This is a genomic window from Achromobacter insuavis, assembly GCF_902859645.1.
GTDB classification, from domain to species: Bacteria; Pseudomonadota; Gammaproteobacteria; order Burkholderiales; family Burkholderiaceae_B; genus Achromobacter; species Achromobacter insuavis.
In genome coordinates this window covers 1-26,282 of record NZ_CADIJR010000081.1, presented here as the reverse complement: position 1 = coordinate 26,282, position 26,282 = coordinate 1, and the positions used below count along the sequence as shown (strand labels likewise).

The following is a 26,282-nucleotide window of genomic DNA, read 5'->3' as shown; positions in this document are numbered from 1 at the left end:
AGCGCCGCGCGGTGGCCGGGCGCCGCGCCCTGGACCCAGGCGGCGGCCGCCAGCGCCACGAACAGCAGGCAGCCCAGCCAGACGCAGCCGCGCAGGTAGGCGCGGCGGTTGCCGTGGCGGTCGGTCCAGCGGCCGCTGGCGATGCGCGCGACCATGGCGCCCAGTTGCACCGCCACCATCACGGCGGTCAGCGTGGCGATGCCGGCGCCGCTGAAGTCGTGCAGGAATACCGTGGCGAACGTCAGCACCGCGAATTGCGGGCAGCACAGCAGGCCGATCGCCACCGCCGCGCGCCACACCCTGGCGTCACGCAGGGGGCTGGATGGCGGGGTGGCCGGCTTGTGGCCTGCGGATAGCGAGGAGGCCGTCCGGGCGTTGCCGCCGGCGCCGGTCGCCACGACGCGGCGCGCCCGATCCGGCTCGCGCAGCCACCCCAGCGTCAGCAGCGCGGCGCCCGCGCACAGGCCGGCCAGCAGGCCGAACACCGCGCCGAAGCCGGCCCGCGACGCCAGCCACGGCAGCACCAGCGCGCCCAGACCGCCGCCCAGCGGCACGGCGGTCTGGCGGATGCTCATCGCCAGGCCGCGCTCGCCTTCGTCGAACCACGCCATCACCGCGCGGCCGCTGGCGCCGTTGACGCTGCCGCCCATCACGCCCACCAGCAGCAGGCCCAGCGCCAGCAGCCACAAGGCGGGCGCGACGCCGTGGGCCGGCGCGGCGCCCAGGCTCATCCAGGCCAGCGCCGCCGCCGTCGCGCCCAGGCCGGCCAACAGCACCGGCCGGTCGCCCCAGCGGTCGGCCAGCAGGCCCCAGGGCAGCTCGAACAACGCCACGCCCAGGCCGAGCACGCCGAGCGCCAGGCCCAGCGCGTCGTTGTCCAGCCGGTAGTCGGCGCGCAGGAAGACGGCGGTGGCGGGCAGGCCGGCCGCCGCCGCGGAGAACGCGACGTTGGCGGCCACGCCCACCGCCAGCACCTTCCAGCGGTGGGCGGGGCGCGCGGCAGGGGTTGGGGCGGAGAGCACGGAGGCGGGCAGGGACATGACGGTTCCAGGCGGGATTGACGCGGCAAAGTCTGCGCCCGTAACATCATTCTGAAAATCAGGAAATTTTTAATTAAAGGTTTTGAAAAACGGGATGATCAGGCCTGTCACCTTTGACCTGGACGTGTTGCGCAGCTTCGTCGCCGGGGTGGAGCTGGGCAGCTTCGGCCGCGCGGCCGATCGCCTCGGGCGCTCGACCTCGGCCGTCAGCGCACAGCTGAAAAAGCTCGAGGAACAGGCCGGCGTGCCGCTGCTGCGCAAGGCCGGGCGCGGCCTGACGCTGACCGACGCCGGCGAGACCATGCTGGCGTACGCGCGCCGGCTGCTGGAACTGAACGACCAGGCTTCGGTGGCGGTGCGCGGCACGCGCCTGCAGGGGCGGGTGCGCCTGGGTCTGCAGGAGGATTTCGGCGAGATCCTGCTGCCGCACGTGTTGGGCCAGTTCGCCCGCGCTCATCCGCAGGTGCGGATCGAAGCGCGGGTGGCGCGCAATGCCGAACTGCTCGAACGCGTGGCGGCCGGCGAACTGGACCTGGCGCTGGCCTGGGACCATGACGCGGCGCGGCCGCATGGCGTCAGGCTGGCCGAGCTGCCGCTGTGCTGGATCGGTCCGGCCGTCACCGACCCGGCGCGGGCCGCGCCGGCGCGCGATGCCGACGGCGCCTTGCCGCTGGTGGCGTTCGAGGCGCCCTGCCTGTTCCGCAGCCGCGCCACCGATGCGCTGGACCGCGCCGGCATCGCCTGGACCGCGGCTTTCATCAGTCCCAGCCTGGCGGGCCTGTGGGCGGCGGCCAGCGCGGGGCTGGGGCTGATGGTGCGCACGCCGCTGGGGCTGCCTGCCGGCTTGCGGGTGCTGGCGCCGGGCGAGCAGGGCCTGCCGCCGTTGCCGCCGTTGTCGTTGTCGCTGTATCACGCGCAAGGCCGGCCCGGCCCGGTGGCCGCGGCCCTGGCCGACATCGTGCGGCGTGGCGTGCGCGACAGCGTCGCGGCGCTGCCGGCCATGCCGGGCCTGCCGGCGCGCATCCCTTCCGAGGAGGCCGAGCGCCTTGAACCGATTCCATGAAATGACTGTCTTCCTGGCGGTGGCCGAGGCGCAGAGCTTCGCCGCCGCGGCCCGCCGGCTGGCGATGTCGGCGCCGAGCGTGACGCGCAGCGTCGCGGCGCTGGAGCGCCGGCTGGGCACGCTGCTGCTGGTGCGCACCACCCGCAGCCTGCGCCTGACCGAAGCCGGCCAGCGCTACGCGGCCGATTGCCGCGCCATTCTCGAAGCCGTGGAGCAGGCCGACGACGCCGCCGCGGGGGCGATGGCGGCGCCGCGCGGGTCGCTGCACATCACCGCGCCGGCGCGCTTCGGTGAACTGCACGTGATGCCGGCGGTGCTGGGCTACCTGCGCCAGCACCGCGAGGTGTCGGTGAACGCCCTGCTGGTGGACCGCGTGGTGAATCTGCTGGACGAGGGCGTGGACGTGGCGGTGCGCATCGGCGCCTTGCCCGACTCGACTCTGACGGCGGTGCCGGTGGGGCAGGTGCGGCGGGTGGTGTGCGCCTCGCCCGACTTCCTGCAACGCCACGGCACGCCCGACAGTCCCGACGCGCTGGCGCGCTTTTGCACCATCACGGCGGCAATGGAAGGGCGCGGCGCGCAATGGCGTTTCCTGCAGGATGGGCAGCCGCGGCGCCTGCCGCTGGCATCGCAGTTGACGGTGACCTCGTTCCAGGCCGCGGTGGCCGCCGCCTGCGAGGGCTGGGGGCTGACCCAGGTGGTGTCCTACCAGGTGGCGCGCGACCTGGCCAGCGGCGCCTTGCAGGTGGTGCTGCGCGATTACGAAATGGCGCCGCTGCCGGTGCACGTGGTGTATCCGGAAGGGCGCAAGAGTTCGGCCAAGGTGCGCAGCTTCGTCGACTTCTGCGTCGACGCGCTGCGCCGCGACCTGGCGGCCCTGCCGGCTTGATCCTTTCACTGGCGGCAATGGTGTCTTGCGCGCCGTGGCCGTTCCCCGGCGGGCGCGGGCGGTTCAAGATGGAGGCCTGTTTCCTCTATCCGAGATGCCGCCATGTCCGCCGCTCCCCTGACGTTCTACAGTTTTCCCCTGTCCGGCCATTCGCACCGCGTGGCCCTGATGCTGTCGCTGCTCGACGTGCCGCACCGCACGGTCGATGTGGACCTGCGCAGCGGCGCGCAGAAGCGGCCCGAGTTCCTGGCGCTGAACGCTTTTGGCCAGGTGCCGGTGATCGACGACAACGGCGTGGTGGTGGCCGACTCCACCGCGATCCTGGTGTACCTGTGCAAGCGCTACAACGGCCAGGCCTGGCTGCCCGAGGACGCGGTGGGCGCGGCGGCGGTGCAGCGCTGGCTGTCAGCCGCATCCGGCCCGCTGGCGGGCGGCCCCGCCGCCGCGCGTCTGGTGACGGTGTTCGGCGCCCCGTATGACGTGCCGGCCACGCTGGCGCGCGCGCATGCCTTGCTGGCGGTGATGGAGCAGGAGCTCGCCGCCACCGGCTATCTGGCCGGCGCCGCGCCGACCCTCGCCGACGTGGCCTGCTACACCTACGTGGCGCATGCGCCGGAAGGCAACGTGTCGCTGGCGGACTATCCGCGGGTGCGCGACTGGCTGGCGCGGATCGAGGCGCTGCCGCGCTTCGTGCCGATGGTGGCGTCGCCGGTCGGATTGCGGGCGGCGTGAACCGAAGCGCGCGCGGCATGCCCGCGCGCAAGGAGCCTGACATGAATGCGACCACGATGAGTCCGGCTGGCGCCGCGCCGGCCGGCGGTTCGACAGCCGTCACGCCGGCGACCGCCGGTCCGGCCACCGCAGGATCCGCGGGCATGGCGCCCGCCGCGCCCTGGCACGCGGGCGAACTGCAGTTGCAGGCGCATATCGGCATGGCCGAGCGCATGGCGCAGGTGGGCGCGAAAGTGATCCGCCCATACATGCCGGACCAGCATCGCGCCTTCTTCGCGCAGCTGCCGTTCCTGCTGATGGGCGCGGTCGACGGCCAGGGCGATCCCTGGGCCGGCGTGCTGGAGGGCGAGCCGGGCTTCGCCGTGTCGCCGGATCCCGCGACCTTGCAGGTGGCCGCGCTGCCGGATGCCGATGATCCGCTGCGCGCCGGCCTGGGGCCGGACCAGCCGGTGGGCCTGCTGGGCATCGAACTGCACACGCGCCGCCGCAACCGCATGAACGGCCGCATCACCGCGTGGGACGGCAAGCGTTTCGCGGTCACGGTGGCCGAGTCGTTCGGCAACTGCCCGCAGTACATCCAGGCGCGCGATTTCCATTTCTCGCGCTCGCCGGCCTTGCGCTTCCCGGGGGCGGCGCGCGAGCGGACGGGGCTGGCCGATGCCGACCGGGCGCTGATCGCGCGCGCCGACACGCTGTTCGTGGCGACTTACGCCGACACGGACGAAGCCGGGCGCCGGGTCGATGTCTCGCACCGCGGCGGCAAGCCGGGGTTCGTGCGGATCGACGGCGACACGCTGACGGTTCCGGATTTCTCCGGCAACCGCTTTTTCAACACGCTGGGCAACATGGTGCTCAATCCGCGCGCGGGGCTGCTGTTCATCGATTTCGAGCGCGGCGACGTCTTGCAGGTGTCGGGCCGCGCCGAGGTGGTTTTGGACAGTCCGGAGATCGCCACCTTCGCGGGGGCCGAGCGCTTGTGGCGCGTTCATGCGCAACGGGTGCGGGCCAGGCCGGGCGCGCTGGCGCTGCGTTGGCGCTTCGGTGGCTATTCGCCGACCGCGCTGGCCACGGGGCAATGGCCGCAGGCTGCCGCGGCCTGAGGCGGGGCCGCCCGCCGGTCGCCGCGCGCGGTGGCCGCAGGATCGGCCAATGGCGGCGGGCGCGCGCCTGGTTCAGGCGCGGTCGGCGCCGACCTTGCGCACCACGGTGTCGTCCGGCGTCAGCGCGCGGCCGTCCTGGGCGCGAATCTCCAGGCGCTGCACCGGCTGGCCGCGCTTGCGGTCGATCAGCGTGGAGTGCGGTTCGGCGGGGCCGTAGTAATGGTCTTCGCCCCACTGGCGCAGCCCGACGATGACGGGAAACAGCGCCCGGCCCTTTTCCGTCAGCACGTATTCCTGGTAGGCGCTGCCGTCCGAGGCCGGCGCCGCCGCCAGGATCTCGTGCGCCACCAGCGTGCGCAGGCGGTCGCTGAGGATGTTCTTGGCCACGCCCAGGCTTTTCTGGAATTCGCCGAAACGCCGCACGCCATCGAAGGCGTCGCGCACGATCAGCAGCGACCACCAGTCGCCGATGGCGTCGAGCGCGCGCGCCACCGGGCAGGCGGCGCCTTCGAGGCTGGTGCGTTTGACCATGTCGTCCTGACCTTTGCCGCGCATCGCGGCGGGGAGAGATGTCGAATGTGTAGTTGCATTATAAAACTTCAAGGAATAGCATTCTGGTTCCGTAATAAAACTACTTGAGGCCATCATGCCAGACCGGACCGATCCTGCCCCTGCTGCTCCGCCATCTCCTTCATCGCCTTCATCGCCGGCATCCGCGGCGTCCACGGCGTCCAAGGAATCCACGGCATCCACGGCATCCGCGGCCGCCACGGCATCCGCCGGCCGCATGCCCGCCGCCCTGGTGCTGCTGCTGGCCGTGGCCTGCGCCTTGAGCGTGGCCAACGTGTATTACGCGCAACCGCTGCTGGACGCCATGGGCCGCGAGTTCCGCCTGGACGAGGGCGCGGTGGGCATCGTCGTCACCGCGACGCAGCTGGGCTGCGCGCTGGCGCTGGTGCTGGTGGTGCCGCTGGGCGACCTGCTCGACCGGCGCCGCCTGATGCTGGCGCAGCTGGGGCTGCTGGTGCTGGCGCTGGCCGCGGTGGCGCTGGCGTCCGCCGCGCCGTGGCTGCTGGCCGGGATGCTGGCGCTGGGCCTGCTCGGCACCGCCATGACCCAGGGCCTGCTGGCGCTGTCGGCGGCGCTGGCCGCGCCGGGCGAACGCGGGCGGGTGGTGGGCGCGGTGCAGGGGGGCGTGGTGATCGGCCTGCTGCTGGCGCGGACCCTGGCGGGCGCGGTGGCCGACCTGTGGGGATGGCGCGCGGTCTACCTGGTGTCGGCCGGCCTGGCCGCGCTGCTGGCCCTGGCGCTGGCCCGCTGGCTGCCGCGCCGCGCCTTGCCGATCGCGGGGCTGGGCTATGGCGCGTTGCTGCGCTCGATGTTCACCTTGCTGGCGAGTGAACGGGTGCTGCGGGTGCGCGGCATGATCGCGCTGTTGATGTTCGCCGTCTTCAGCGCGTTCTGGACGGCGCTGGTGCTGCCGCTGAGCGCGCCGCCGCATTCGCTGACGCATACCGCGGTGGGCGCGTTCGGGCTGGTGGGCGTGGCCGGGGTGCTGGTGGCGGCGCGGGCGGGGCGGCTGGCCGATCGCGGCCATGCGCAACTGACCACCGGCGCGGGCCTGGCGCTGCTGTGCCTGGCCTGGGTGCCGATCGCCTTCCTGGACCGCAGCCTGTGGGCGCTGGCGCTGGGCGTGCTGGTGCTGGACATCGCGGCGCAGGCGCTGCACGTGACCAACCAGGCCATGATCTTTTCCATCAGCGCGCAGGCGCACAGCCGGCTGGTCGGCGGCTACATGATGTTCTATGCGGTGGGCAGCGGACTCGGGTCGATCGCCTCGACCTTCGTCTATGCGCGTGCGGGCTGGCTGGGCGTCTGCGCGCTGGGCCTGGGGCTGAGCCTGGCGGCGACGCTGTTCTGGGCGCTGACGCTGCCGCGCAAGGCGGCGCCGGCGCCCGGCTGCGCGGTTGCGCCGCGGGCGTGACGGAACGCCGGCGCGGCCCGCTCAGTGATGTTCGAGCGTATGGGCGATGGCCGCCACTTGTCGCGCGAACGCCGGATCGGCGCGGTCGCGCGGGCGCGGCAGGTCGATGTCGTAGTGGCCCGCGATGTTGGCCGGGCGGCCGCCCAGCACCACCACCTTGTCGGCCAGGAACACCGCTTCCTCGATGTCGTGGGTGACGAACAGCACCGCCGCGCCGGAGGCCTGCCACACGCGGATCAGTTCCTGCTGCAGGTTGCGGCGGGTGATGGCGTCGGCCGCGCTGAAGGGTTCGTCCATCAGCAGCAGGTCGGGCTTGACCGCCAAGGCGCGGGCGATGCCGACGCGCTGCGCCTGGCCGCCGGACAACTGGTGCGGCCAGCGGCGGCCGTAGTCGCCCAGGCCGGTCAATTGCAGCGCGGCGTCGACGCGTTGTTGCCGTTCCTGCCGATCCAGGCCCAGGCCTTCGAGGCCGTAGCCGACGTTGCCGCCGACCGTGCGCCAGGGCATCAGGCGGCTGTCCTGGAACACCACCGCGCGGCTGCGGCGGCCGGGGCGCGCGGGCGCCTGGAAGCGCACCTCGCCGCTGGCGGGGTCGGCCAGGCCGGCCGCCGCGCGCAGCAGCGTCGATTTGCCCACGCCCGAGCCGCCCACCACGGCCACGAAACTGCCCGCCTCGATCGCCAGCGACAGGCCCTGGATCACGGGCGCGTCGGCGCCCGGATGCTGGTACGAGAGCTTGGAGAACTCGATTACGGACGCCATTGCAGCACCTTGCGTTCGAACGTGGAGAAGGCCAGGTCGCACAGCGTGTAGACCAGCGAGATGATCAGCATGTAGACCACCACCGCGTCGTAGGCGCCGACGCCGGCGGCGGCGTTCATTTCCTGGCCCATGCCGGGCACGCCCAGCAGTTCGGCGGCGATCAGCGTCATCCAGGCCTGGCCGATGCCGGTGCGCACGCCCGACAGCGCGCCGGGCGCGATGGCCGGCAGCGTCACGCCCAGCGCGCGCGCCAGGTAGCCGCCGTGGCCGAAGGCGCGCGCCAGTTCGTAGTAGCGCGGATCGACGTTGCGCACCGCGCTGTAGGTGGCGAAGTAGTTGACCCAGAACACGCCGATGGCGATGACGAACGCGGCGCCGGCATGGCTGACCTTGAACCAGGCGATGGCGAACACCACCCAGGCCAGCGGCGGGATCGGCCGCAGGATGCGCGCCAGATAGGCTTGCGCCAGGTCGAAGCGCGGCAGCGTCGCGGCCGCCAGGCCCACGCCGAAGCCCAGCGCGGTGCCCGCGGCCAGGCCCCAGAAGTAATGCACGAGGCTGGAGCCGATGGCCGGCAGCAGCCGGCCCGACTGCCATTCCTGGACCAGCGTGGCGGGCAGCTCGAAGGGGTCGGGCAGGGTGCCCGCAGGCGCCCATTGCCAGATCAGCGCGGCCTTCCAGATGGCGATGAAGAGGGCCAGTCCGCCGATGCCGTAGGCCGCGCGGCGCGCGGCGGCGAACCCCGGCGGCGCGCCCTTGCGGGCCTGCGGCGCGGGAGCGGCCAGGGCGGGGGCGGTCTGGCTCATTGCTTGCTGGCCTTGTCGTAGAAGCGGGTGTCAAACAGCTGCTTGACGTCGACCTTGGCGGCCTCGACCGTGCCCAGGCTGGCCTGGAAGGTCTGCAGCTCGGCGGTGGCGTCGACGATGGCGTGCGGATCGGCCACGAACTGGTCATGCGAATTGCGGATGGCCTTTTCGACCAGCGCGCGGTCCAGGCGGCCGCCGCCGACGTACTTCTGCACGTGGGCCGCGGCGCGGGCCGGATCGTCGCGCAGCTGGGCGGTGGCGGCGAGCTGCGCGTCGACCAGCTGCTGCACGGCCTCGGGGTGCTCGGCGATCAGCTTGTCGCGCACCAGCAGCACGGCGCCGGGCTGGTTCGGGAACAATTGCGAGCCGCGCGCCACCACGCGCGAATCGGGCGCGCGGGTCAGCACGGTGGTGACGGTGGGTTCGAGGATGGCGGCGCCGTCGATGGCGCCGGTCAGCAGCGACTGCTGGATCTGCGCCTCGCCCTGGTAGATCAGGTCCAGGCTGGCCGGATCGGCCTTGAGGCGGTTGCGCAGCCAGTATTGCAGCGCGGCCTCGGGCACCGCGCCCTTGGGGTAGCTGGCGATGACGGGCTTCCTGCCCTTGTCCTTGGCGAAGCGGGCGAACGCGGTGGCCGGATCGCCCGAGGCGAAATACGGCGCCAGCGCGCCCAACGCGACCACGTTGACCTGCTCGACGATGTTGGAGGCCACCACCTTGATGCCGGCGCCCTTGGCGCTGGCCACCAGCGCCGGGCCGATGCCGACGTAGGCCACGTCCAATTGGCCGGCCAGCAGCGCCTGCGTCAGCGCGGGGCCGCTCTGGAACTGCACCAGCTTGGGCGCCGGGGCGCCCTTGGCCTGCAAGGTGCCTTCCTCCAGCGCCACGAACAACTGCGCGTCCGGCAGGATCGGCAGGTAGCCGATTTCCAGCGCGGGCGGCGCGGCGTGGGCGGGAGCGAGGGACGTGGCGGCGGCGATGACGGCGGCGGTGAACAGCTTGCGGAACATGGAAGAGGGGTCCTGAACGACGGCGCCTTGGTGCGGCTGGCGGCTTGCCCGCGGGTCCGGGCTTCCCGGATCTGCTTAGTAATTTTAGATATGTTCATGCCTTTTTATTATTCATTTTGGTTATATGCTTAACGGCGTCGCGCCCCACGAAAAAAGACCGCCGTGGCGGTCTTTCGGGGGCAGGGGCGCGGCCGGCCTGGCGCGGCCGCCGCCGGGCATCATGGCTGCACGGCGTACTCGTTCGACCCCGCCACCACCGCCGCCAGCCCCGGCGCCTGCGTCAGCTTGTGCAGCGCATACGTCTGGGCCGTGGCGATCTTGGCCTGGTGGAAGGCCGGGTCCTCGTCCAGGTGGTCCAGCGACGCGAGCAGCGCGCGCGCCATCTGCCAGCCGGCCAGCACCGTGCCGGCCAGCAGCAGGTAGGGCACGGCGGCGCCGAACACCGCGTTAGGGTGCGCGGCGGCGTTGGCGACCACGAAGTCGACCGTGTTGGCCAGCGCCAGGCGGCCCTGGCGCAGCGGCGTCAGCACCAGGCGGGCCGCCGGTTCGCTGCGCGCCTGCAGCGCTTCCTCGGTCTTGCGGATCTCTTCGATCAGCGCCTGCGCCACCGCGCCGCCGTCGCGCAGCGTCTTGCGGCCGACCAGGTCGTTGGCCTGGATCGCGGTGGTGCCTTCGTAGATGGTGAGAATGCGCGCGTCGCGGTAGTACTGGGCGGCGCCGGTCTCCTCGATGAAGCCCATGCCGCCGTGCACCTGCACGCCCAGGCTGGCGACGTCGATGGAGGCCTCGGTGCACCAGCCCTTGACGATCGGCACCAGGAATTCCTGCACCGCCAGGTGGCGCGCGCGCGCCGCCGGATCGGCGCTGGCGTGCGCCAGGTCGGCATGGCCGGCGGTGTAGTAGGCCAGCGCGCGGCCGGCCTCGGTCAGCGCGCGCATGGTGCCCAGCATGCGGCGCACGTCCGGGTGCTGGATGATCGGCACGGCCTCGCGCGAGGAGCCGTCCACCGGGCGGCTCTGCACGCGTTCGGCGGCGTAGGCCAGCGCGTGCTGGTAGGCGCGGTCGGCCACCGCGATGCCCTGCACGCCGACGGCGAAGCGGGCCGCGTTCATCATGATGAACATGGCGTCCAGGCCGCGATTTTCCTGTCCCACCAGGTAGCCGATGGCGCCGCCCGCGTCGCCGAACTGCAGCGTGGCGGTGGGGCTGGCCTTGATGCCCAGCTTGTGCTCGATCGACACGCAGGCGACGTCGTTGCGCGCGCCCAGCGAGCCGTCGTCGTTGACCAGGAACTTGGGCACCAGGAACAGCGAGATGCCCTTGACGCCCTCGGGCGCGTCCGGCAGGCGCGCCAGCACCAGGTGGACGATGTTCTCGGCCAGGTCGTGCTCGCCGTAGGTGATGAAGATCTTGGTGCCGGAGATGCGGTAGGTGCCGTCGCCGACCGGCTGCGCGCGGCTGCGCAGCAGCGCCAGGTCGGAGCCGGCCTGCGGCTCGGTCAGGTTCATGGTGCCGGTCCATTGGCCCGACAGCATCGGGCCGATGAAGCGCTCGCGCAGTTCGGGCGAGCCGGCCGTCAGCAGCGCCTCGACCGCGCCGTTGGTCAAGAGCGGACACAAGGCGAACGACAGGTTGGCGGCGTTGAGCATTTCGGAGCAGGGCGCGCCCAGCAGGCCGGGCAGGCCCTGGCCGCCGTATTCGATCGGGTGCGTCATGCCTTGCCAGCCGGCTTCGGCGTATTGGCGGAAGGCCTGCTTGAAGCCGGGCGAGGTGGTGACCGCGCCGTCGCGCCAGGCGCTGGGCTCGCGGTCGGCGGGGTGGTTCAGCGGCGCCAGCACGTCGCCGGCGAAGGTGGCGGCTTCTTCCAGCACCGCCTGGGCGGTGTCGGGCGTGGCTTCGGCATATTGCGGCAGCGCCGCCACCTGCGGCAGGCCGGCAAGATGGTTCAGCACGAACAGCATGTCTTTCACGGGGGCTTGGTACGTCATGGCGTCGGAGCTCCGGGTAGGAAGGGAATCAGGTGGCGTCGATGGCGCGGGTGGAACCCACCGCGGCGCGCAGTTCGAATTTCTGGATCTTGCCGGTCGAGGTCTTGGGCAGTTCGCCGAAGCGCACCGCGCGCGGCACCTTGAAGCCGGGCAGCAGCAGCTTGCAGTGCGCGATGATCTCTTCGGCGGTGGCGCTATGGCCGGGCTTGAGCTCGACGAAGGCGCACGGCGTCTCGCCCCATTTCGGGTCGGGCATGGCCACCACCGCCACGGCGGCCACGGCCGGATGGCGATAGAGGGCGTCCTCGACCTCGATGCTGGAGATGTTCTCGCCGCCGGAGATGATGATGTCCTTGCTGCGGTCCTTGATGCGGATGTAGCCGTCGGGCGTCATCACGCCCAGGTCGCCGGTGTGGAACCAGCCGCCGCCGAAGGCCTCGTCGGTGGCGCGCTCGTTCTTCAGGTAGCCCTTCATGCAGATGTTGCCGCGGAACATGATCTCGCCCACGGTCTGCTCGTCGGCCGGCACTTCCTCCATGGTGTCGGGGTTGCGCACCGAGACGCCGGCCTGCAGGTGGTAGCGCACGCCCTGGCGCGCGGTCAGCAGCGCGCGCTGCTCGTCTTCCAGGTCGTTCCAGGCGTCCTGGGTGGCGCACACCGCGGCCGGGCCGTAGACCTCGGTCAGGCCGTAGACGTGGGTCAGTTCGAAGCCGATTTCCTTCATCTTGGCGATCACCGCCGGGGCGGGCGCGGCGCCGGCCACCATGGTGCGCACGGTGTGGCTGATGCCGGCGCGCAGCTCTGCCGGGGCGTTGGCCAGCGCGCTCTGCACGATGGGCGCGCCGCAGTAGTGGGTCACGCCCTCGGCGCGGATCAGGTCGAACACGGTCCTGGGATCGAACTTGCGCAGGCAGACGTTGACGCCGGCGCGCGCCGCCACGGTCCAGGCGAAGCACCAGCCGTTGCAGTGGAACAGCGGCAGCGTCCACAGGTAGACCGGATGCTTGGGCATGTCCCATTCGAGGATGTTGCTGACGGCGTTGAGATACGCGCCGCGGTAGTGGTAGACCACGCCCTTGGGATCGCCGGTGGTGCCGGAGGTGTAGTTCAGCGCGATCGCGTCCCATTCGTCGGCCGGCGGGCGCCAGTCGAATGTGGCGGGGGCGGCGGCCAGGAAGGCCTCGTAGTCGGTGGCGCCGGGCAGGGTGGCCGGGGCGCCGTCCAGGTCGTGCACCGAGATCACTTTCAGGTGCGGGAATTCGGCGCGGGCGCGCTGCGCGACCTCGGCGTATTCGGTGTCGACGATCAGCGCGCGGGCCTCGCCGTGGCCCAGCATGAACAGGACGCTGGGCGTATCCAGGCGGGTGTTGAGGGTGTTGAGCACCGCGCCCAGCATCGGCACGCCGAAGTGGGCCTCGATCATGGCGGGGATGTTCGGCAGCATCACCGCCACCGTGTCGCCGCGCTGGATGCCGGCGGCGGCCAGCGCGCCGGCCAGGCGTTGCGCGCGCTCGTAGGTCTGGGCCCAGGTGCGGCGCACGGCGCCATGCACCACGGCCAGGCGGTTGCCATAGACCTGCGCGGCGCGGGCGATGAAGTCGACCGGGGTGAGGGGTTCGTAGTTGGCGTCACGGCGTGCCAGGCCATGGTCGAACAGGCTGCTCATGCTTGTCTCCTGTGGGGCGCGGGGGCGCCCGGATATGCTTTTATGCGGGAAACTTGATCTGGATCGCCGGGGTGCATCTGTAGCCGGAGTCCCGCTGCTTGCTAGAGCTTATCGGCCGCCGGAAAATGGTGTCTGTCGCCTGCATGACAGACCTTTTTCCGGGCGTCCAACCCGCAGTTTTACACGGTTCTTTCCATGTCCGATGTTTCAAACATTGTTTCCCAGACCGAGCTGGCCGAACTGCTGCGCGGCTGCGCCTGGTTCGCCGCGCTGGACGCGCCGCACCAGGACCTGGTGCTGGCCACGGCGCGCGCCGAACACGTGGCCAGCGGCGCCTGGATCGCGCGCCGCAATGCGCCGTCGGATTACTGGCTGGGGGTGCACAGCGGCCTGCTGAAGCTGGCGATCTACAACGAATCGGGGCGCAGCTGCACGTTCTCGGGGGTGCCGCCGGGCGGCTGGTTCGGCGAGGGCAGCGTCATCAAGCGCGAACTGCGCAAGTACGACGTGGTGGCGATCCAGCCGTCGCTGGTGCTGCTGGTGCCGGCCGCCACCTTTCATGCGCTGCTGGCGGCCAGCCTGCCGTTCTCGCATTTCGTCATTGGCCAGCTGAACGACCGCATGGGCGAGTTCATCGCCTCGATCCAGAACCATCGCCTGCTGGACGCCGATGCGCGCGTGGCGCAGTCGCTGGCGCAGCTGTTCAACCCGCAGCTGTATCCGTCCACCGACCTGACGCTGGCGATTTCACAGGAAGAGCTGGGTTACCTGACCGGCCTGTCGCGCCAGCGCGTCAACCAGGCGCTGCAGACGCTGGCGGACCAGGGCATGCTGGCGCTGTCGTACAACCAGATCAAGGTGCTGACGCTGGATCGGCTGCGCCAGTACGGGCTGGACCAGCTCTGACCGCGGGCGGGGTTCAGGCGGGGCCGGGACGCCAGGTCAGGCGTGAGCCAGGGCGCGGTCCAGCGCGGCGCGCGCCAGGATGCGGGTGGAATCGAGCGTCGGCAAGGCGCAGTTGGCGTCGTTCAGCACCAGCGGCAGTTCGGTGCAGCCCAGCACCACCGCGTCGCAGCCGGCCTCGCGCAGCCGCGCCACCACGCCTTGCAGCAGGGCGACCGATTCGGGCTTGAAGACGCCGTAGACCAGTTCGTCCATGATGACGCACGCCAGCAGGTCGCGGTCGGCCGGATCGGGGCGCACGAAGTCCAGGCCTCGGGCCCGCAGCTTGTCGGGGTAGACCGCGCTGTCGACCAGCCAGCGCGTGCCGAGCAGGCCGATGCGGCGCAGGCCGCGGGCGGTGGCCACCGCCGCGACTTCCTCGGCGATGTGCAGCCACGGCAGGGGCGAATGGGGCAGCACGTGGTCCAGGGCCTGGTGGATGGTGTTGTCGGGGCAGATCAGGAAATCCGCGCCGGCGCGCGCCAGCCGGTCGGCGGAGGTCAGCATCAGCGCGCCGACGCCGGCCAGGTCGTTGCGCTCCAGGCACGCCACGTAGTCCGCCAGCGACAGGCTGTGCAGCGAGACCTCGGGGTGCGCGTGCGGCCCCAGGCGTTGCGCGCCCTCGGCGCAGATCGTGCGGTAGCAGAGCGCGGCGCCCTCGGCCGAGCAGGCGACGATGCCGATGTGCAGGGGCGGATGGGCGGGCATGCGGACTCCGTGGCGGTCAGGTCAAGCTGCGGGTTTGGACAAGGCCCGCACATGGCGGGCGATCTGGCGGAACTGCTCGGCCATGGCGTCCTGCTGCGCCTGCGGCAGCCGCGACAGGAACAGTTCGTCGATGGCCGGGCCGTAGACCTTCCACATCTTGCGGCGCAGCGCCAGGCCTTCCGGCGTGATACGGGCGTAGGTGGCGCGGCGGTCCTCGTCGGAACGGAAGCGCTCGACCAGTCCGGCGGCCTCGATGCGGTCCATCAGGCGCGTCAGGTTGTAGCGCGCGATGACCATGCGCTCGGCCATCTCGAACATGCGCGCGGCGCCCTCTGGCGCGCGTTCCAGCGCCCACAGCGCGTCGTACCACGCCAGCGGCGGCAGGTCGGCGGCGGACAGTCGTTTTTCGATCTCTTCCACCACCAGCGCATGCGCGGTCAGGAAAAGGCTCCACGCGTCGGGCTTGCCCGTGGCCATGCGGTCGCTTCCTTTGTCTTGGGTTGTCGCAGCCCGGATTGTAGAGGCCCGGACCGCCAAGGGCGGGGTGAAAAACACCGCGCGCAGGTGCTTTATACCTTGCCGCGGCCGGGTAGAAACCACCGGGCGGGTTTCAACCCACTGATTTCGCGCGGATTTTTCCTGGCACGGATTTCGCGATGCAGGACATACCTCACAACGCAACACAGGAGGGTGTCCCCATCATGGGCCCGTATAAAAAGTTATGGTTCACGCTGATCGCCGTGCTGGCGGTCACGTTCGCATTGCTCGGCTTCTACGGCGGCGAAGTCTACCGCCAGGCGCCGCCGATTCCGCAGGAGGTCGCCAGCGCCGACGGCACGCGCCTGTTCGGCCGCGACGACATCCTCGACGGCCAGACCGCCTGGCAGTCGATCGGCGGCATGCAGCTGGGCTCGATCTGGGGCCACGGCGCCTACCAGGCGCCCGACTGGACCGCCGACTGGCTGCACCGCGAGCTGATGGCCTGGCTCGACCTGGCGGCGCGCGACGCCCATGGCCGCGATTATGGCCAGCTGGACGCGCCCGCGCAGGCCGCGCTGCGCGAGCAGCTCAAGGCCGAGTACCGCGCCAACCGCGCCGACGCGGCCGGCGGCAAGCTGGTGCTGAGCCCGCGCCGGGCGCAGGCGGTGGCGCAGACCGGGGCCTACTATGACCAGCTGTTCTCGGACGCGCCGGCCCTGCACGCCAGCCGCGAGCACTACGCCATGAAGGAAAACACGCTGCCCGACGCCAGGCGCCGCCAGCAGCTGACGCACTTCTTCTTCTGGACCGCCTGGGCCGCCGCCACCGAGCGCGCGGGCGCCTCGGTCACCTACACCAACAACTGGCCGCACGAACCGCTGATCGGCAACCATCCGAGCAGCGAAAACGTGATGTGGTCGATCATCAGCGTGGTGGTGCTGCTGGCCGGCATCGGCCTGCTGGTGTGGGCCTGGGCCTTCCTGCGCGGCAAGGAGGAACCCGAGCCGGAGGCGCCGGCGCAGGACCCGCTGACCACCTTCGCCCTGACGCCGTCGCAACGCGCGCTGGGCAAGTACCTGTTCCTGGTGGTGGCGCTGTTCGGCTTCCAGGTGCTGCTGGGCGGCTTCACCGCGCACTACACGGTCGAGGGGCAGAAGTTCTACGGCATCGACCTGTCGCAGTGGTTTCCGTATTCGCTGGTGCGCACCTGGCACTTGCAGAGCGCATTGTTCTGGATCGCCACCGGCTTCCTGGCCGCGGGCCTGTTCCTGGCGCCGCTGATCAACGGCGGGCGCGACCCGAAATACCAGAAGGCGGGCGTCGACATCCTGTTCTGGGCGCTGGTGCTGGTGGTGGTCGGCTCGTTCGCCGGCAACTACCTGGCGATCGCGCAGATCATGCCGCCGGACCTGAACTTCTGGCTCGGCCACCAGGGCTATGAATACGTCGACCTGGGCCGCCTGTGGCAGATCGGCAAGTTCGCCGGCATCTGCTTCTGGCTGGTGCTGATGCTGCGCGGCATCGTGCCGGCGCTGCGCACGCCCGGCGGCGACAAGAACCTGCTGGCGCTGCTGACCGCGTCGGTCGGCGCCATCGGCCTGTTCTACGGCGCCGGCTTCTTCTACGGCGAGCGCACCCACCTGACCGTGATGGAGTACTGGCGCTGGTGGATCGTGCACCTGTGGGTCGAAGGCTTCTTCGAGGTCTTCGCCACCACCGCGCTGGCCTTCATCTTCTCGACCCTGGGCCTGGTGTCGCGCCGCATGGCGACGACCGCCAGCCTGGCCTCGGCCTCGCTGTTCATGCTGGGCGGCATTCCGGGCACCTTCCACCACCTGTACTTCGCCGGCACCACCACGCCGGTGATGGCGGTGGGCGCCAGCTTCTCGGCGCTGGAAGTGGTGCCGCTGATCGTGCTGGGCCACGAGGCCTGGGAGAACTGGCGCCTGAAGACGCGCGCGCCGTGGATGGAAAACCTGAAGTGGCCGTTGATGTGTTTCGTGGCGGTGGCTTTCTGGAACATGCTGGGCGCGGGCGTGTTCGGTTTCATGATCAACCCGCCGGTGTCGCTGTACTACATCCAGGGCCTGAACACCACGCCGGTGCACGCGCATGCCGCGCTGTTCGGGGTCTACGGTTTCCTGGCGCTGGGCTTCACGCTGCTGGTGCTGCGCTACATCCGGCCGCAATACGCGCTCAGCCCGGGCCTGATGAAGCTGGCGTTCTGGGGGCTGAACCTGGGCCTGGCGCTGATGATCTTCACCAGCCTGCTGCCGATCGGCCTGATCCAGTTCCATGCCAGCGTCAGCGAAGGCATGTGGTACGCGCGCAGCGAGGCCTTCATGCAGCAGGACATCCTCAAGACGCTGCGCTGGGGCCGCACCTTCGGCGACGTGGTGTTCCTGCTGGGGGCGCTGGCGATGGTGGTGCAGGTCATCCTGGGCCTGTTGAGCGGCAAGCCGGCCGCGGCCGAACCGGTGCTGCGGGCCGAACCCGCGCGCCGCTAGCCGCGCGCGCCACACGCGGCACTCGCGCGCGGCCCCAGGGCGGCGCGCGGGATGCGTCGTCGCGGGGCGGCACGCCGGCCAGGTTGTTTGCGCCCGGTCCATCCCGCTCATTGCGCCAGCGCAAAGAGTGCGGGGCCGGGCGGGGCTTCAATGACAGCGGACCCCGGGCCATCGTGGCCCCGGGGCGCAACCGGAGCGCCGTCATGCGCCGCCTGCTGGCCGCCGCCTTTCTCGTCCTGCCGTTGTCCGCCTGCGGGCCCGCCGAGCGGGCCCATTCCGTTGCCCCCGAAGTATCGCGGCTGCCGCCCGGCCAGGTGGCCTACCTGCCGCCGGGCGAAACGCTGCGCAACGGTTACCCGGTCTCGCCGGCGCCGCTGACCGCGGACGTGGCGCGCGGCCTGCTCATCATGAAGCGCCAGGTCAGCCAGGCCGAATACGCGGCCTGTGTCCGCGCCGGCGGCTGCAAGCCGCTGGACCCGGCCTTCCGTGAGTTGCGCGCGCCGGACCTGCCGGCGGTGGGCCTGAGCTGGACCGACGCGTCGGCCTACGCGGCTTGGCTGTCGGCCCGCACCGGGCAGCGCTGGCGGCTGCCCACCTATGCCGAATGGGTCTACGCGGCGGGCGACGCCTACCGCGAGGAAACGCCGTTGCCGTCATCGGACGCGGATCCGGCGCAACGCTGGCTGGCCGAATACGAGGCGCAGGCGCGGCGCGGCCAGGAGGCCACCGAGGTGCGTGAATTCGGCGCCTATGGCGTCAATGCCTCGGGGCTGGTGGACGTGGCGGGCAGCGTGTGGGAATGGACCGATGACTGCTACACGCGGCGCATCCTGGCGCTCACGCAAGACGGCGGGGCAGCCGGCGCCGATGACGGCGCCGATCGCAACTGCGGCATCCGCGTGGCGGCGGGGAGGCACATCGCCTATCTGCCGGATTTCATCCGCGACCCCAAGGGCGGCGCCTGCTCGGTCGGGGTGCCGCCGGCCAACCTGGGGCTGCGGCTGGTGCGGGAGGAGGGGCCGGCCTGACGCGGCAGGGTCCTAGGGTTCGCCGGCGGTGGTCGCCGCCTGCCCGGGCGCGCCGTCGATACAGGACGCGCAGCCCGCACAGGTCGGCGCCGCCGCATGCGCGCCGACCCGCGCCAGCGCGGCGGGCGAGCGCAGCACGATGCGCTTGCGGCCGCTGTCGACAATGCCGCGCTGCTTCCAGCCGCTGAGCAGGCGGCTGACGGTGTGCAGCGTGGTGCCGGTCATCTCGGCGATGTCCTGGCGCGTGATCGGGAAGGCGATGCCGATGCCGTCGGCGGTGGGTTGCCCGGCGCTGTCCACCAGCCGCAGGATGGCGCGCGCCACGCGTTGCTCGACTTCGTCGTTGGACAGTTCCTGGATGCGCAGGTGCGCGTCCTGCAACCGCTGGCCCATGGTCTGCAGCGCCAGCGACGCCAGTTGCGGATGATGGCTGGTGAAGCGCTCCCAGAGCGCATCGGGCCAGGCCAGGCAGACGCTCTCCTGCACCGCCAGCACGGTGGCGGGGTAGCGCGGCTGGCGCATGGCGCAGGCCAGGCCGAACAGGTCGCCGGGATTGACGTAGCGCACCACCACCTGGCCGCCCTCGGGCGTGACCTGCGCCACTTTCAGGCAGCCGCTGAGCAGCACGAAGAAGTGCGCGGCGCTGGCGCCCTGATGGTAGACCACGGCGCCGGCTTCCAGCCGGCAGGGCTGCGCGCCGCGCAGCGCGGATTCCAGCTGCGCGTCGGACAGGGGCTTGAACAGGTTCAGATTGCGCAGCAGGGCATGACAAAGGGGCGACGACATGGCGGACTCCGGACGGGGAGGAGGATTCCGCTTTCATGGTGGCATCGGCGTCCGGCCCTGGCAATGCGCGCGCCGCGCCAGGCTGGCGCCGAGTTTGCGCTACAGCAAAGAACGGGGAGGGCGCGCGTCTTTCAATAGGGCTGCCGACCTACACGGCAGTTGAAAACCCGATAAGGAGCTGGACATGAACGCATTACGGCCCACTTTGCTGGCGGCGGCGCTGGCTTTCTCGATGGCCGCGGGGACCGCCTGGGCGCAGGACGCCGACAAGCTGCCCCACACCCAGGTCACGCTGGTCGCCCCGCCCCAGGTGCATCCGCACGAGCAGGCGACCAAGTCGGGCCCCAAGGTCGTCGAATTCACCATGACCATCGAGGAAAAGAAGATGGTGATCGACGACAAGGGCACGACGCTGCAGGCCATGACGTTCAATGGCTCCATGCCCGGCCCCACGCTGGTGGTGCACGAAGGCGACTATGTCCAGCTGACGCTGGTCAACCCGGCCACCAACGCCATGCCGCACAACGTCGACTTCCACGCGGCCACCGGCGCGCTGGGCGGCGCCAAGCTGACCAACGTCAACCCGGGCGAGCAGGCCACGCTGCGCTTCAAGGCCGACCGCAGCGGCACCTTCGTCTACCACTGTGCGCCTGAAGGCATGGTGCCGTGGCACGTGGTGTCGGGCATGAGCGGCACGCTGATGGTGCTGCCGCGCGACGGCCTGAAGGATCCGCAGGGCAAGCCGCTGCGCTATGACCGCGCCTACACCATCGGCGAGTTCGACCTGTACATCCCCAAGGGTCCGGACGGCAAGTACAAGGACTATGCCACGCTGGCCGAGAGCTATGGCGACACGGTGCAGGTGATGCGCACGCTGACGCCGTCGCACATCGTCTTCAACGGCAAGGTCGGCGCGCTGACCGGCGCCAACGCGCTCACCGCCAAGGTCGGCGAGACCGTGCTGCTGATCCACTCGCAGGCCAACCGCGACACGCGTCCGCACCTGATCGGCGGCCATGGCGACTGGGTCTGGGAGACCGGCAAGTTCGCCAACCCGCCGCAACGCAACCTGGAGACCTGGTTCATTCGTGGCGGCTCGGCCGGCGCCGCGCTCTACACCTTCAAGCAGCCCGGCGTGTATGCCTACCTGAACCACAACCTGATCGAGGCGTTCGAACTGGGCGCGGCGGGCCACATCAAGGTCGAGGGCAAGTGGAACGACGACCTGATGAAGCAGATCAAGGCGCCCGCGCCGATCCCGCGCTGACCGGGGGCCGCCATGTCCTCCGTATCCAGAACCTTGCTGGCGGCCGGCCTGGCCCTGGGCGGCATGGCCAGCGCCGTGGCCGACTCGCCGGCGCAGCTCGATCCGGCCGGCGAGAAGCTGTACCGCTCGGCCTGTGTGGTGTGCCACGCCAGCGGCGTGGCCAACGCCCCCAAGCTGGGTGACAAGCAGGCCTGGGCGCCGTTCCTGGCGCAGGGCGCCGACGCGCTGCTGGCCACGGTGCTCAAGGGCAAGGGCGCCATGCCGCCGCGCGGCGGCACCGCCGCCGACGAGGCCACGCTGCGCGCCGCCGTGGCGTACATGATGGCCGCCGCGCGCTAGCGCGGCGCGATGGGGCCACGGTCCGCCAGTCGGGTCGTGGCCCCGCGTCTTTTGCGGCCAGCGGCCGTTTCCTGGCGATCCTTCTGAATAGTTGCACTTGCAATTGTTCAAAAACCTCCATACGATTGCAATTGCACATTATGCAAATGCAATTCACGATGTGAAACGATGGCGCCGGCCTTGCGTGTCCAGGCGCCGCTTGCGCACCACAAGGAGGATGCCCATGGAACCCGAGATCGACTGCGTCGACATCGACCCCGAAGAAACCAGCGAGTGGCTGGACGCGATGCAGGCGGTGCTGGCGCACGAAGGCCTGCCGCGCACGCATTACCTGCTGGACCGCCTGATCGACCAGGACCGCGCCCGCAGCGGCGGCTATGCCGCGGCCGGCGTCACGCCCTACGTCAACACGATCGGCCTGCCGGCGCAGGCGCCGTTCCCCGGCGACACCCGCATCGAGGCGCGGCTGGACGCCTACCTGCGCTGGAACGCCATGGCCATGGTGCTGCGCGCCGGCAAGCATTCCGGCGTGGGCGGGCACATCGCCACGTATGCCTCGGCCACCACCCTGTACGAAACCGGCTACCGCCATTTCTTCCGCGCCGCCACGCCGGACTACCTGGGCGACATGCTCTACATCCAGGGCCATTCGGCGCCCGGCATCTACGCCCGCGCCTATCTGGAAGGGCGCCTGTCCGAGGCCGAGCTGGACCGCTTCCGCCGCGAGATCGGCGGCGGCGGGCTGGCGTCGTATCCGCACCCGCGCACCATGCCCGGCTTCTGGCAGTTCCCGACCGTGTCGATGGGCCTGGGCCCGCTGATGGCGGCCTACCAGGCGCGTTACATGCGCTACCTGGAAGACCGCGGCCTGATCGCGGCGCAGGACCGGCGCGTCTGGGGCTTCCTGGGCGACGGCGAACAGGACCAGCCCGAGACGCTGGCGGCAGTCGCCATGGCCGGCCGCGAAAAGCTCGACAACCTGATCTTCGTGGTCAACTGCAACCTGCAGCGCCTGGACGGCCCGGTGCGCGGCAACGCCAAGATCATCCAGGAGCTGGAAAGCGTCTATCGCGGCGCCGGCTGGAACGTCATCAAGGTGATCTGGGGCGGCGGCTGGGATGCGCTGCTGGCGCAGGACCACGACGGCCGCCTGCGGCGCCGCATGATGCAATGCGTGGATGGCGAGTACCAGGTCTTCAAGGCGCGCGGCGGCGCCTATGTGCGCGAGCATTTCTTCGGCGCCGATCCGGTGCTGCTGGAGCGCGTGGCGCACCTGAGCGATGACGAGATCGGCGCGCTCAACCGCGGCGGCCACGACCCGGTCAAGATGCACGCCGCCTACGCCGCGGCGCTGGCGCATCGCGGCCAGCCCACGGTGATCCTGGCCAAGACGGTCAAGGGCTACGGCATGGGCGCGGCCGGCGAGGCCGCCAACACCAACCACCAGCAGAAGAAGATGGCCGACCCGGCGGTGCGCGCCTACCGCGACCGCTTCGACCTGCCGGTGCCGGACGAGCGCCTGGAGGAGATCCCGTACATCAAGCCCGAGCCCGGCACGCCGGAACAGGCCTACCTGGAAGCCGCCACCCGGCGCGCCGGCGGCCACCTGCCGCTGCGTCCGGCCGGCCCCGGGCCGCAGGCCACGCCCGCGCTGGAGGCGTTCGCCGCGCACCTGAAGGGCAGCGACGGCCGCGAATTCTCGACCACCATGGCGTTCGTGCGCATCCTGGCGCAGTTGCTCAAGGACCCGCAGATCGGCGCGCGCGTGGTGCCCATCGTGCCGGATGAATCGCGCACCTTCGGCATGGACGGCATGTTCCGCCAGGTCGGCATCTATTCGCACGTGGGCCAGCTGTACACGCCGCAGGACGCCGACCAGCTCAGCGTCTACCGCGAGGACCGGCGCGGCCAGATCCTGCAGGAAGGCATCAACGAGTCGGGCGCCATGGCCTCGTGGATCGCCGCCGCCACCGCCTACAGCACCCACGGCGTGGCGACGATTCCGTTCTACATCTTCTATTCGATGTTCGGGTTCCAGCGCGTCGGCGACCTGGCCTGGGCGGCCGGCGACATCCGCGCGCGCGGCTTCCTGCTGGGGGCGACCTCGGGCCGCACCACGCTGGAGGGCGAGGGCCTGCAGCACGACGACGGCCACAGCCACGTACTGGCCTCGGTCATCCCGTCGTGCATCGCCTATGACCCGGCCTATGCCTACGAGATCGCGGTGATCGTGCAGGACGGCATGCGCCGCATGTACCAGGAGGAAGAAGACGTCTTCTACTACCTGACGCTGATCAACGAGAAAACCGCGCATCCGCCGATGCCGGAAGGCGCCGAGGCCGGCATCCTCAAGGGCATGTACCGCCTGCGCGAGGGCGGTCCGGGCGAGGCGCGCGCGCAACTGCTGGGCAGCGGCGCCATCCTGGGCGAGACCCTGGCCGCCGCCGACCTGCTGCGGCAGGACTTCGGCGTGGCGGCCGACGTCTGGAGCGTCACCAGCTATTCAGAGCTGCGCCGCGACGGCCAGGAGACCGAGCGCTGGAACCGCCTGCATCCGCTGGACGCGGCGCGCCGGGGCTTCGTCGAGACCCGCCTGGCCGACACCCGGGGGCCGGTGATCGCGGCCACCGATTACATGAAGACCGTGGCCGAGCAGATCCGTCCTTTCGTCGGGCGCCGTTATGTGACGCTGGGCACCGATGGCTTCGGCCGCTCGGACACGCGCCAGGCGCTGCGGGCGTTCTTCGAGGTGGACCGGCACCACATCGTGCTGGCCACGCTCAAGGCGCTGGCGGACGAGGGCGTGTTGCCGGCGGATCGGGCGGCCGAGGCGATCCGGCGCTACGGCCTGGATCCGGAAGCCGTGTCGGCGGCCTTGCCGTAAGGCGGGGCGCGGCGGCCAGGCGGCGGGAGGGGCGCCGCAAGCGCCGCCGCCCGCGCCCCGTCGACGTTCAGGCGCGGCGCGCCAGCAACGCCCAGATGCCGGCGGCGGACAGCAGCGCGCCGCCGCCCAGGTTGAAGCCGCGCTGCGCGCGCGGCGACGCCAGCAGGCGGCGCGCCGAGCCGGCGAACAGCGCGTAGGCGGTGGCATTGAGGCCGGCGCAGGCCACGAAGGTGGCCGACAGCGTCCACAGCTGGCGCGTGACGTCGCCCGCCGGGTCGATGAACTGCGGCAGGAAGGCCACGAAGAAGATGATGCCCTTGGGGTTCAGCGCCGTCACCAGGTAGGTGTTGGCGAACAGCTTCCAGCGCGAGCCGGCCGCGCCGGCCCGCGGCAGCGTGGCGGGCGCGACGCCCGCGCGCAGCAGCTTGACGCCCAGGTACAGCAGGTACAGGCCGCCCACGGTCTTGACCACGGTGAACCAGAAGGCCGACGCCGACAGCAGCGCGCCCAGGCCCAGCAGCGACAGCGCCAGGGCGGTGGAATCGCCCAGCGCCACGGCCAGTACCAGCGGCAGGCGGGCGCGCTTGCCATGGGTGACGGAATAGCTGATGACGGTGAGGATGGTGGGGCCGGGCAGCATCAGCAGCAGGGCGGATGCGCCGACGAAGGCCAGCCAGGTTTCGAGCGACATGGGGACGGCTCCATGGAGAATGGGGCGGCGATCGCGCCCCAGGCGGCTACTGTAGCCCAAGGCGCTGCAACCGCCCATTGCCCGTGGGGGCAAGCCTGCGGCCGCCGGCGCACTGGTGCAAAATAACGCTTCTCCCGACAGTGAACGCGTCCCGGCAGCGGGACGGCGAAGGAAACACCATGGCATTCGATTTCGACCTGTTTGTGATCGGCGCGGGCTCCGGCGGCGTGCGCGCGGCCCGCTTCGCGGCCGGTTTCGGCGCCCGCGTGGCGGTGGCCGAAAGCCGCTATCTGGGCGGCACCTGCGTCAACGTGGGCTGCGTGCCCAAGAAGCTGCTGGTCTACGGCGCCCACTACAGCGAAGACTTCGAGCAGGCCCACGGCTTCGGCTGGAGCGTGGATGAACCCCGTTTCGACTGGCCCACGCTGATCGCCAACAAGAACCGCGAGATCGAGCGTCTTAACGGCATTTACCGCAACTTGCTGGTCAATAGCGGCGTGACGCTGCTGGAAGCCCACGCCCGCATCAAGGATCCGCACACCGTCGAGGTCGACGGCAAGTCCTACACCGCCGCCCATATCCTGGTGGCCACCGGCGGCTGGCCGCAGGTGCCGGACATCCCCGGCAAGGAACACGCCATCACCTCGAACGAGGCCTTCTTCCTGAAGGCGCTGCCGCGCCGCGTGCTGGTGGTGGGCGGCGGCTACATCGCGGTCGAATTCGCCTCCATCTTCAACGGCATGGGCGCCCAGACCACCCAGGTCTACCGCGGCCCGCTGTTCCTGCGCGGCTTCGACCAGGCGGTGCGCGAGCACCTGCGCGATGAGCTGGTCAAGAAGGGCATCGACCTGAAGTTCGACGCCGACGTGGCGCGCATCGACAAGCGCGCCGACGGCACCCTGGCCGCCACCCTCAAGGACGGCAGCGTGATCGAGACCGATTGCGTGTTCTACGCCACCGGCCGCCGCCCGATGCTGGACAACCTGGGCCTGGAGAACACCGGCGTCAAGCTCGACGAGAAGGGCTTCATCGCGGTGGACGACGAATACCGCACCAGCGAGCCGTCGATCCTGGCGCTGGGCGACGTCATCGGCCGCGTGCCGCTGACGCCGGTGGCGCTGGCCGAGGGCATGGCGGTGGCGCGCCGCCTGTTCCGCCCCGAGGAATACCGCAAGGTCGACTACAAGCTGATCCCGACCGCCGTGTTCAGCCTGCCCAACATCGGCACCGTCGGCATGACGACCGAAGAGGCGCGCGCCGCCGGCCACAAGATCAAGCTGTTCGAAAGCCGCTTCCGGCCCATGAAGCTGACGCTGACCGGGTCGCAGGAAAAGACCCTGATGAAGCTGATCGTCGACGCCGACACCGACAAGGTGCTGGGCGTGCACATGGTCGGCCCGGAAGCCGGCGAGATCGTGCAGGGCATCGCCATCGCGCTCAAGGCCGGCGCCACCAAGCGCGTGTTCGACGACACCATCGGCATCCACCCGACCGCGGCCGAAGAATTCGTGACGCTGCGCACGCCGGTCGCCGACTGAGGCGGTCGCCGGCCCCGCGCGGGGCCGGCCTGACGCGCCGCCCGGCCGGTGCGCGCGCCGGCTACAGGCGCT

23 protein-coding genes are annotated in these 26,282 nt (G+C 70.9%); 12 read left to right on the top strand and 11 right to left on the bottom strand.

Annotated elements, in window-relative coordinates; all coding sequences use genetic code 11:
- On the bottom strand, positions 1-1,040 hold a 1,040-nt coding region (locus H0523_RS26765; protein WP_180180201.1), incomplete at its 3' end, for an MFS transporter.
- Positions 1,041-1,137: 97 nt separating this feature from the next.
- On the opposite strand from H0523_RS26765, the gene H0523_RS26760 reads away from it, so the two are divergent.
- The 4 genes from H0523_RS26760 to H0523_RS26745 all read left to right on the top strand — a co-directional run bounded on the left by H0523_RS26760 (position 1,138) and on the right by H0523_RS26745 (position 4,824).
- A complete protein-coding gene (locus H0523_RS26760; protein ID WP_231689931.1) occupies positions 1,138-2,103 on the top strand; it encodes a LysR substrate-binding domain-containing protein in 966 nt (321 codons plus the stop codon).
- A 1-nt stretch (position 2,104) separates the two neighbouring features.
- Positions 2,105-2,992 (top strand): LysR family transcriptional regulator, encoded by an 888-nt coding sequence (locus H0523_RS26755; RefSeq protein ID WP_080684470.1) that lies wholly within the window; start codon positions 2,105-2,107, stop codon positions 2,990-2,992.
- 87 nt (positions 2,993-3,079) lie between these two features.
- Positions 3,080-3,724 carry a glutathione S-transferase family protein gene (locus tag H0523_RS26750; RefSeq protein WP_369815778.1) on the top strand — a complete coding sequence of 215 codons (645 nt, stop codon included), beginning with the start codon at positions 3,080-3,082 and terminating at the stop codon, positions 3,722-3,724.
- Positions 3,725-3,867: 143 nt separating this feature from the next.
- The gene (locus H0523_RS26745) at positions 3,868-4,824 is read left to right on the top strand and encodes a pyridoxamine 5'-phosphate oxidase family protein (RefSeq protein ID WP_054432291.1); all 957 of its coding nucleotides are present in this window, start codon (positions 3,868-3,870) and stop codon (positions 4,822-4,824) included.
- A 72-nt stretch (positions 4,825-4,896) separates the two neighbouring features.
- Here H0523_RS26745 and H0523_RS26740 read toward each other — a convergent pair whose 3' ends face one another.
- Complete coding sequence (locus tag H0523_RS26740) at positions 4,897-5,355, bottom strand: winged helix-turn-helix transcriptional regulator (RefSeq protein WP_054432484.1); 459 nt, start codon at positions 5,353-5,355, stop codon at positions 4,897-4,899.
- 256 nt (positions 5,356-5,611) lie between these two features.
- Here H0523_RS26740 and H0523_RS26735 point away from each other — a divergent pair, with 256 nt between their 5' ends.
- The gene (locus tag H0523_RS26735) at positions 5,612-6,808 is read left to right on the top strand and encodes an MFS transporter (RefSeq protein WP_054432290.1); all 1,197 of its coding nucleotides are present in this window, start codon (positions 5,612-5,614) and stop codon (positions 6,806-6,808) included.
- 21 nt (positions 6,809-6,829) lie between these two features.
- Here H0523_RS26735 and H0523_RS26730 read toward each other — a convergent pair whose 3' ends face one another.
- The 5 genes from H0523_RS26730 to H0523_RS26710 form a co-directional block, all read right to left on the bottom strand.
- Complete coding sequence (locus H0523_RS26730; protein WP_054432289.1) at positions 6,830-7,570, bottom strand: ABC transporter ATP-binding protein; 741 nt, start codon at positions 7,568-7,570, stop codon at positions 6,830-6,832.
- Positions 7,558-8,376, bottom strand: a complete 819-nt coding sequence (locus H0523_RS26725; RefSeq protein ID WP_231689923.1) for an ABC transporter permease — start codon at positions 8,374-8,376, stop codon at positions 7,558-7,560. The genes H0523_RS26730 and H0523_RS26725 overlap by 13 nt, the downstream gene beginning before the upstream one ends.
- Positions 8,373-9,386 (bottom strand): ABC transporter substrate-binding protein, encoded by a 1,014-nt coding sequence (locus tag H0523_RS26720; RefSeq protein ID WP_054432288.1) that lies wholly within the window; start codon positions 9,384-9,386, stop codon positions 8,373-8,375. Before H0523_RS26720 ends, H0523_RS26725 begins: the two co-directional genes overlap by 4 nt.
- 218 nt (positions 9,387-9,604) lie before the next feature.
- The gene (locus H0523_RS26715; RefSeq protein WP_054432287.1) at positions 9,605-11,374 is read right to left on the bottom strand and encodes an acyl-CoA dehydrogenase; all 1,770 of its coding nucleotides are present in this window, start codon (positions 11,372-11,374) and stop codon (positions 9,605-9,607) included.
- A 28-nt stretch (positions 11,375-11,402) separates the two neighbouring features.
- Positions 11,403-13,040, bottom strand: coding sequence for an acyl-CoA synthetase (locus H0523_RS26710; RefSeq protein WP_054432286.1), 1,638 nt, complete (start codon positions 13,038-13,040; stop codon positions 11,403-11,405).
- A 195-nt stretch (positions 13,041-13,235) separates the two neighbouring features.
- Between H0523_RS26710 and H0523_RS26705 the strand changes: the two genes are divergently transcribed.
- Positions 13,236-13,946, top strand: coding sequence for a Crp/Fnr family transcriptional regulator (locus H0523_RS26705; RefSeq protein WP_054432285.1), 711 nt, complete (start codon positions 13,236-13,238; stop codon positions 13,944-13,946).
- 36 nt (positions 13,947-13,982) lie between these two features.
- Here the strand turns inward: H0523_RS26705 and H0523_RS26700 are convergent, their stop codons facing one another.
- Positions 13,983-14,690: an aspartate/glutamate racemase family protein gene (locus H0523_RS26700; protein WP_054432284.1), complete on the bottom strand. Its 708-nt coding sequence runs from the start codon at positions 14,688-14,690 to the stop codon at positions 13,983-13,985.
- A 21-nt stretch (positions 14,691-14,711) separates the two neighbouring features.
- Positions 14,712-15,167 (bottom strand): MarR family winged helix-turn-helix transcriptional regulator, encoded by a 456-nt coding sequence (locus H0523_RS26695; protein ID WP_054432283.1) that lies wholly within the window; start codon positions 15,165-15,167, stop codon positions 14,712-14,714.
- A gap of 224 nt (positions 15,168-15,391) precedes the next feature.
- On the opposite strand from H0523_RS26695, the gene H0523_RS26690 reads away from it, so the two are divergent.
- Both H0523_RS26690 and H0523_RS26685 read left to right on the top strand, forming a co-directional pair.
- On the top strand, positions 15,392-17,677 hold the full coding sequence (locus H0523_RS26690; protein WP_054432282.1) for a nitric-oxide reductase large subunit: 2,286 nt from the start codon (positions 15,392-15,394) through the stop codon (positions 17,675-17,677).
- 203 nt (positions 17,678-17,880) lie between these two features.
- Positions 17,881-18,705, top strand: a complete 825-nt coding sequence (locus H0523_RS26685) for a formylglycine-generating enzyme family protein (protein WP_054432281.1) — start codon at positions 17,881-17,883, stop codon at positions 18,703-18,705.
- Positions 18,706-18,717: 12 nt separating this feature from the next.
- On the opposite strand, the gene H0523_RS26680 is transcribed toward H0523_RS26685, so the two are convergent.
- Positions 18,718-19,491 carry a Crp/Fnr family transcriptional regulator gene (locus tag H0523_RS26680; protein WP_054432280.1) on the bottom strand — a complete coding sequence of 258 codons (774 nt, stop codon included), beginning with the start codon at positions 19,489-19,491 and terminating at the stop codon, positions 18,718-18,720.
- Between the two features lie 184 nt (positions 19,492-19,675).
- On the opposite strand from H0523_RS26680, the gene nirK reads away from it, so the two are divergent.
- From nirK to aceE, 3 genes are all read left to right on the top strand, one after another.
- Positions 19,676-20,758, top strand: a complete 1,083-nt coding sequence (gene nirK / locus H0523_RS26675; protein ID WP_054460924.1) for a copper-containing nitrite reductase — start codon at positions 19,676-19,678, stop codon at positions 20,756-20,758.
- Between the two features lie 12 nt (positions 20,759-20,770).
- Positions 20,771-21,097: a c-type cytochrome gene (locus H0523_RS26670; protein ID WP_054432279.1), complete on the top strand. Its 327-nt coding sequence runs from the start codon at positions 20,771-20,773 to the stop codon at positions 21,095-21,097.
- 223 nt (positions 21,098-21,320) lie between these two features.
- Positions 21,321-23,981 carry a pyruvate dehydrogenase (acetyl-transferring), homodimeric type gene (gene aceE, locus H0523_RS26665; protein WP_054432278.1) on the top strand — a complete coding sequence of 887 codons (2,661 nt, stop codon included), beginning with the start codon at positions 21,321-21,323 and terminating at the stop codon, positions 23,979-23,981.
- A gap of 67 nt (positions 23,982-24,048) precedes the next feature.
- Here the strand turns inward: aceE and H0523_RS26660 are convergent, their stop codons facing one another.
- Positions 24,049-24,672 carry a LysE family translocator gene (locus H0523_RS26660; RefSeq protein WP_054432277.1) on the bottom strand — a complete coding sequence of 208 codons (624 nt, stop codon included), beginning with the start codon at positions 24,670-24,672 and terminating at the stop codon, positions 24,049-24,051.
- A gap of 179 nt (positions 24,673-24,851) precedes the next feature.
- On the opposite strand from H0523_RS26660, the gene gorA reads away from it, so the two are divergent.
- Positions 24,852-26,210 (top strand): glutathione-disulfide reductase, encoded by a 1,359-nt coding sequence (gene gorA, locus H0523_RS26655; RefSeq protein WP_054432276.1) that lies wholly within the window; start codon positions 24,852-24,854, stop codon positions 26,208-26,210.
- Positions 26,211-26,282 lie beyond the last annotated feature (72 nt).

Coding starts and splice junctions, on each gene's coding strand:
- H0523_RS26755 (WP_080684470.1), top strand. CDS start 2,105: ATGACTGTCTTCCTGGCGGTGGCCGAGGCGCAGAGCTTCGCCGCCGCG.
- H0523_RS26745 (WP_054432291.1), top strand. CDS start 3,868: ATGGCGCCCGCCGCGCCCTGGCACGCGGGCGAACTGCAGTTGCAGGCG.
- H0523_RS26740 (WP_054432484.1), bottom strand. CDS start 5,355: ATGGTCAAACGCACCAGCCTCGAAGGCGCCGCCTGCCCGGTGGCGCGC.
- H0523_RS26735 (WP_054432290.1), top strand. CDS start 5,612: ATGCCCGCCGCCCTGGTGCTGCTGCTGGCCGTGGCCTGCGCCTTGAGC.
- H0523_RS26730 (WP_054432289.1), bottom strand. CDS start 7,570: ATGGCGTCCGTAATCGAGTTCTCCAAGCTCTCGTACCAGCATCCGGGC.
- H0523_RS26725 (WP_231689923.1), bottom strand. CDS start 8,376: ATGAGCCAGACCGCCCCCGCCCTGGCCGCTCCCGCGCCGCAGGCCCGC.
- H0523_RS26720 (WP_054432288.1), bottom strand. CDS start 9,386: ATGTTCCGCAAGCTGTTCACCGCCGCCGTCATCGCCGCCGCCACGTCC.
- H0523_RS26715 (WP_054432287.1), bottom strand. CDS start 11,374: ATGACGTACCAAGCCCCCGTGAAAGACATGCTGTTCGTGCTGAACCAT.
- H0523_RS26710 (WP_054432286.1), bottom strand. CDS start 13,040: ATGAGCAGCCTGTTCGACCATGGCCTGGCACGCCGTGACGCCAACTAC.
- H0523_RS26705 (WP_054432285.1), top strand. CDS start 13,236: ATGTCCGATGTTTCAAACATTGTTTCCCAGACCGAGCTGGCCGAACTG.
- H0523_RS26700 (WP_054432284.1), bottom strand. CDS start 14,690: ATGCCCGCCCATCCGCCCCTGCACATCGGCATCGTCGCCTGCTCGGCC.
- H0523_RS26695 (WP_054432283.1), bottom strand. CDS start 15,167: ATGGCCACGGGCAAGCCCGACGCGTGGAGCCTTTTCCTGACCGCGCAT.
- H0523_RS26690 (WP_054432282.1), top strand. CDS start 15,392: ATGGGCCCGTATAAAAAGTTATGGTTCACGCTGATCGCCGTGCTGGCG.
- H0523_RS26685 (WP_054432281.1), top strand. CDS start 17,881: ATGCGCCGCCTGCTGGCCGCCGCCTTTCTCGTCCTGCCGTTGTCCGCC.
- H0523_RS26680 (WP_054432280.1), bottom strand. CDS start 19,491: ATGTCGTCGCCCCTTTGTCATGCCCTGCTGCGCAATCTGAACCTGTTC.
- nirK (WP_054460924.1), top strand. CDS start 19,676: ATGAACGCATTACGGCCCACTTTGCTGGCGGCGGCGCTGGCTTTCTCG.
- H0523_RS26670 (WP_054432279.1), top strand. CDS start 20,771: ATGTCCTCCGTATCCAGAACCTTGCTGGCGGCCGGCCTGGCCCTGGGC.
- aceE (WP_054432278.1), top strand. CDS start 21,321: ATGGAACCCGAGATCGACTGCGTCGACATCGACCCCGAAGAAACCAGC.
- H0523_RS26660 (WP_054432277.1), bottom strand. CDS start 24,672: ATGTCGCTCGAAACCTGGCTGGCCTTCGTCGGCGCATCCGCCCTGCTG.
- gorA (WP_054432276.1), top strand. CDS start 24,852: ATGGCATTCGATTTCGACCTGTTTGTGATCGGCGCGGGCTCCGGCGGC.